At 69.5% G+C, this 5,043-nt stretch carries 3 protein-coding genes and 2 pseudogenes; all 5 read right to left on the bottom strand.

Annotated elements, in window-relative coordinates; all coding sequences use genetic code 11:
* Positions 1 to 132: pseudogene (locus ACWCXX_RS40495) on the bottom strand (ATP/GTP-binding protein); the annotation flags it as partial.
* Positions 113 to 724, bottom strand: a complete 612-nt coding sequence (locus tag ACWCXX_RS40490) for a DUF742 domain-containing protein (protein WP_451136216.1) — start codon at positions 722 to 724, stop codon at positions 113 to 115. The gene ACWCXX_RS40490 and the pseudogene ACWCXX_RS40495, both read right to left, overlap by 20 nt.
* Positions 725 to 813: 89 nt before the next feature.
* Entirely contained in the window at positions 814 to 1,227 is a 414-nt protein-coding gene (locus ACWCXX_RS40485) for a roadblock/LC7 domain-containing protein (RefSeq protein ID WP_266365203.1), read from the bottom strand.
* Between the two features lie 10 nt (positions 1,228 to 1,237).
* Positions 1,238 to 4,465: a nitrate- and nitrite sensing domain-containing protein gene (locus tag ACWCXX_RS40480; protein WP_451136214.1), complete on the bottom strand. Its 3,228-nt coding sequence runs from the start codon at positions 4,463 to 4,465 to the stop codon at positions 1,238 to 1,240.
* Between the two features lie 347 nt (positions 4,466 to 4,812).
* A pseudogene (locus ACWCXX_RS40475) lies at positions 4,813 to 5,043 on the bottom strand (ATP-binding protein); the annotation flags it as partial.

Genomic DNA, 5,043 nt, shown 5'->3' with positions numbered 1-5,043 from the left:
GGTGCGCAGCGGGTTGATCTCCGAGACGGCACCGACGAACGTGGTCTTGCCCACGCCGAAGCCCCCTGCCACCACGATCTTCGCCGAGGTAGTGGAGCGGGCTGCTCCGCCGCTAGAGCTTGCGAAGTCCACTGAGCACCCTTTCGAGCAGTGTCACATCTGGCTGGCCGCCGGCGGACTCGTTGCCGCCGGGCTGATGGATAGCGACGAGTCCGGCCTCAGCCAGGTCGGCTACGAGGATCCGGGCAACGCCGAGCGGTATCGAGAGCAGTGCCGAAATCTCGGCGACCGACTTGATCTCGAAGCACAGCCGGCAGATCCGCTGGTGCTCGGGCAACTGCCCTTGCAGCCGGGACGGATCAGCCGTGGTACTGACCAACGCCTCAATGGCGAGTTGGTAGCGCGGTCGGGTCCGGCCGCCTGTCATGGCGTACGGACGGACCAGAGGATTGTGCGCGGCGGGCGCGGCCGGTTCGGGTGCCTGCCGCGGCTGCACGGGCTGAATGCGGGGGGCCTGGGGCGCGTCGTAGCGGTGCGGGCGCTGCGAGGGCCACCCGGAGGCCTGCTGGGTTCCCTGCGGCTGCTGGTGGGGCTGCTGCGGCTGCCGGTAGGGCTGCTGGGCGCCTCTGCTGGGTGCGGAGGGGAAGTTGAACCGGTTGTCCCCGTGCTCACCCGATACGTTGTGACCACCGTCGTACTGGTGTCCGCCTGGGGGTGTTGTCACGATTCCTCCTCCGCCTGCCGGTCCCGATCCCAGTGGGTCCGCGCCACCGCACTGTATGGCGCGATGGCGCGAAACGCACTGTCTGTCTATTAGTTAAGAAGACTTCCTTGAAGTTCGGCGCGGAGGTCCGGGGTCAGGACGTTGCCCGCCCGGTCGACGAGCAGGGCCATCTCGTACCCGACCAGGCCGATGTCGGCGTCCGGGTGGGCGAGAACGGCCAGCGAGGAACCGTCGGAGATGGACATGATGAAGAGGAACCCGCGCTCCATCTCCACCACCGTCTGATTCACGGCGCCGCCCTCGAAGATGCGGGAGGCGCCCGCGGTCAGCGAGGTCAGCCCGGAGGCGACGGCCGCCAGCTGGTCGGCGCGGTCGCGGGGGAATCCCTCGGACATGGCCAGCAGGAGTCCGTCGGCGGAGACCACCACCGTGTGGGACACCCCGGGGGTGTTGTCCACGAAGTTGGTGATCAACCAGTTCAGATTCTGCGCCGCCTGGCTCATCGGGCTCACACTAACGCTCCTGGTCGTAGGTATTACTGTCGTCCGAACCCGCGCTGCGTCCCCGGAGCACGCCCCGCCGCAGGTTGCTCAACCTGCCGCGGACGTCCTCGGGGGCGCGGGAAACCTGGGGGCCGCCCTGCTGGGTCTGCTCAGCCGTACCCTCGACCAGATTGGCCTTGGGCACCCGCCGGGGGAGACCGGACGGGGTGACCCCGCCCGCCTTCGGATCCCGGAGCTTCTCGGCCCGCTCCCAGTGCTCGTCGTTCGCCGAGCGCCAGTCGTCGGCACCGTCGCCGTTCTGCTGCGCGGGCGACGGCTGCGACGGCAGTTCCTCCTGCTGTCGCGGCTGTTGCTGCGCGGCGGGCCGGTTCCCGCGACCGGTGGGCTGCCAGTGCTGCTGACCGCCCCGGCGCGGCAGACCGGCTTCGGTCAGCTCGTGGCCGGAGTTCGGGGTGGGCCCCGGACGGTCGAAGCCTACGCTCTGCGGGGACTCGGCGGGGAGGCTCGGGGCAGATTCCGTTTCCATCTGCACCGATGTGTCGTACGTGCCCCGTTGGGCGGCCTGGTTCGGCCAGTCGTCCTGCTGGGGCGAAGCGGCGAACTGCTCCCCGTGTTCCCCGTGGGACGGCTGGGCGGTTTCGCCGGTGGCATATGCGGATTCCGCATGGTCATGGGGCAGACCCGGGCCGGGCTGCTCGGCGAAGCCCATGTCGCCGCGGTAGGGGGCGTACCCGCCCTCGTACCCGCCGTCGTACGGGGCCTGCTGCGGGACCTGACCGTACTGGTCCTGCTCCTGCTGCGGTGCCCGCTCGTACTGCTCGGGCCGGGGCTCCTGGGCGTAGCCGTTCGCCGCGTACCGGCCCTCGGTGTACTGGCCGTCGGTGTACTGACCCTGCGGGAACTGCGGGTGCTCACCGGTCGTCTGCGCCTCCAGCGCCGCCCGGCGCTCCTCGCGCATCAGGGAACGGCCCACCGGGTCCAGCTGCGCCGTCCCCGCCGGGTGCTGCTCGTAGCGCGAGTCGTCGAAGCCGAGCTCCGCGGCCGTGCGCATCCGGGTCGGGGGCTGCTGCTCGAAGCCCTGCTGCTCCGGAATGATCGAGGAGACCGTGAAGTCGTCCGTGGCGGAGTCCGGGTCGCCACCGCCGCCGTGGGTGATGGCGTCCGGCAGCATGACCAGCGAGGTGGTCCCGGCCTGCTCGCCCGAGGGGCGCAGCTGGACCCGGATGCCGTGCCGGTCGGCGAGCCGTCCGACCACGAACAGACCCATCCGCTGCGACACCGCGGCGTCCACGGTCGGCGGGTTGGCCAGCTTGTGGTTGATGTCGGCGAAGTCCTCGCCGGTGAGCCCGATGCCCTTGTCGTGGATCTCGATCATCACACGGCCGTCGGGCAGCCGGGTCGCGGTGACCCGCACCTTGGTCTGCGGCGAGGAGAAGGTGGTGGCGTTCTCCAGCAGCTCGGCCAGCAGGTGCACGAGGTCGGTGACGGACTGGCCGTGGATCTCGGTCTCCGGCACCCCGGAGAGCTCGATGCGCTCGTACGACTCCACCTCGGACGAGGCGGCCCGCAACACGTCGACCAGCGGGACCGGCTGGTTCCAGCGGCGCCCCGGCTCCTCGCCGGCGAGGACCAGGAGGTTCTCGCCGTTGCGGCGCATGCGGGTGGCCAGGTGGTCCAGACGGAAGAGGTTCTCCAGCTGGTCCGGGTCGGCCTCGTTGTTCTCCAGATCGGTGATGAGGGTCAGCTGGCCCTCGATCAGCGACTGGTTGCGGCGCGAGAGGTTGGTGAAGATCGCGTTGACGTTGCCGCGCAGCATGGCCTGCTCGGCGGCGAGCCGGACCGCCTCGCGGTGCACCTGGTCGAAGGCGCGGGCGACCTCGCCGATCTCGTCGTGGCTGTGGATCGGGATCGGCTGGACGCGGGTGTCCACCCGGCCCGGGTCGGTCCTGGAGAGCTGGTCGACCAGGGCCGGCAGCCGCTGCTCGGCGATGCCGAAGGCGGCGGTGCGCAGCCGGCGCATCGAGCGGCTCATCTGCCGGGCCACGAGGCCGGCCAGGACGAAGGCGGCCAGCAGGGAGACGAGCACGACGGCGGCGTTGATGACGGCGTCGTTCCTGGCGCTGGAGGAGATCTCCGCGGCCTCGGTCACGGCCTTGTCGACGAGTTCGTCCTCGACCGCGGTGTAACCGTCGAACTTGGCGGTGGCCGCCACCATCCAGGTCTCGGGCGTGATGCCCTTCTCGGCCAGCTTCTCGGGCGACTTGCCCTGCCCGATCTGCTGGACCATGCCGTCGAAGACCGAGCCGTCGACGCTGGGCGGGGCGACGAACGGGGTCCCCGACCCCGCGGCCTTCTCCCCGGCCTTCTTCAGCTTCTCCGCGGCTTCCTTCGACTTCGCGGTCATGACCTGCTTCAGCCGGGCCGCGTCGGCCTCCGTGCCGCCGGAGAGGAACTCGCCGAGCGCGATCGTCTCCAGGTAGTTGTACGAGCCGAACGCCTTGACCTGGGCGTCGAACGTGGCGCTCTTCTGGCTCGGCCGCACCAGCAGGTGCATGCCGATGGCGCGCTGAAGCGATTCTGCAGCCTTGGCCAGCTCGATCGCGTAGACCGTACGGCCGTAGCTGGTGATGTTGCCGGTGCCGAGCCCCAGCTCGTTGCAGAACTCCATCAGGGAGTGCTGCACCTGGATGTAGCCCTCCTCCGTCCGCACCGGGTCCATGCCCTCGGAGAAGGCCGCCTTGCGCAGCTCGGGGAGCTTGGGCTCCTCCAGGCGGAACAGCTGGAGCCGCCGTTCGAGACCCTGCTTCTCGGGCAGGTCCTGCACGGCCCGGTCGAACTTCTTCCCGGCCGCGTCGGTGGTGGCCCGGACCCGGCCGATGATCTCGGAGTCGCGTTTGTTGGCCAGCAGGGGCTGCGCGGAGAGGTCGCGCTCGTTGAGCAGCGCCTGGCCGTACTCGGCGGCCGCGCGCACGATCAGCGCGGTCTTCTCGGCGTCCTGCGCCTCCCGCCAGGTGTCGATCGATCCCTTCACCTGGAAGCCGCCCATGACCAGGCCGACCAGGACGGGGAGCAGGAGAATGGCGTTCAGCCGGGTGGGCACCCGCCAGTTGCGGGGGGACAGGCGGCTGGTGCTGCCGCCGGACACCGCCGCCTCCGCGGACGGCGTCACGGCAGGCGTCGGCGGAGTGAAATTGCCCCGCTCCCGCTGCGCCGTGGCGCCCTCGTTGCTTCGCCTCACTCGACCAACAACCTCTCGGCGTCGGCACCTACGCTGTGCCGTGTTTCGTTCAGGGCCGTACTACTCCGGAGTTCGACGAATTCCAGCACGGGGACCGGTCGCGTTCCAAACAGTCGGAACCTGCCATTCCGAGTGGCCCGGACCTCGGATAAAACGGGCATAAGCAGCGAGCCCCGTCAAAAGGCGGGGCTCATGTGAGCGCAGCGGCACCATTCGGATGCATCCGGTGTCGAACGGGGGGCAATTCTCTGTCGAAACGTTATGAATACGGGGGTGGATCGTGTCAAAGGACACAGTCCACCCCCGTATGACTACGGCAACTGCCGTACGGAAAACCCGACTTGCGCCTACTTGAGCCGCGCCATGAGGGCGTGTTCCACGAGCGTGATCAGACCGCTCTTGGCGTCCGCGCGGTGCCGCGCGTCCGTCGTGATGATCGGGGTGTCCGGGCCGATCTGGAGTGCTTCGCGGACCTCGTCGGGAGTGTAGGGCTGGTGTCCGTCGAAGCCGTTGAGGGCGATGACGAAGGGGAGCCCGCTGTTCTCGAAGTAGTCGACGGCGGGGAAGCAGTCGGCGAG

This window comes from Streptomyces sp. NPDC001732, assembly GCF_053596315.1.
Note: the sequence above shows the minus strand (reverse complement) of the source record. Positions and strands in the feature narration are given on the sequence as shown.

Bases quoted from the DNA above. Each gene is read 5' to 3' on its own strand.
- ACWCXX_RS40485 (WP_266365203.1), bottom strand. From the start codon at position 1,227: ATGAGCCAGGCGGCGCAGAATCTGAACTGGTTGATCACCAACTTCGTG.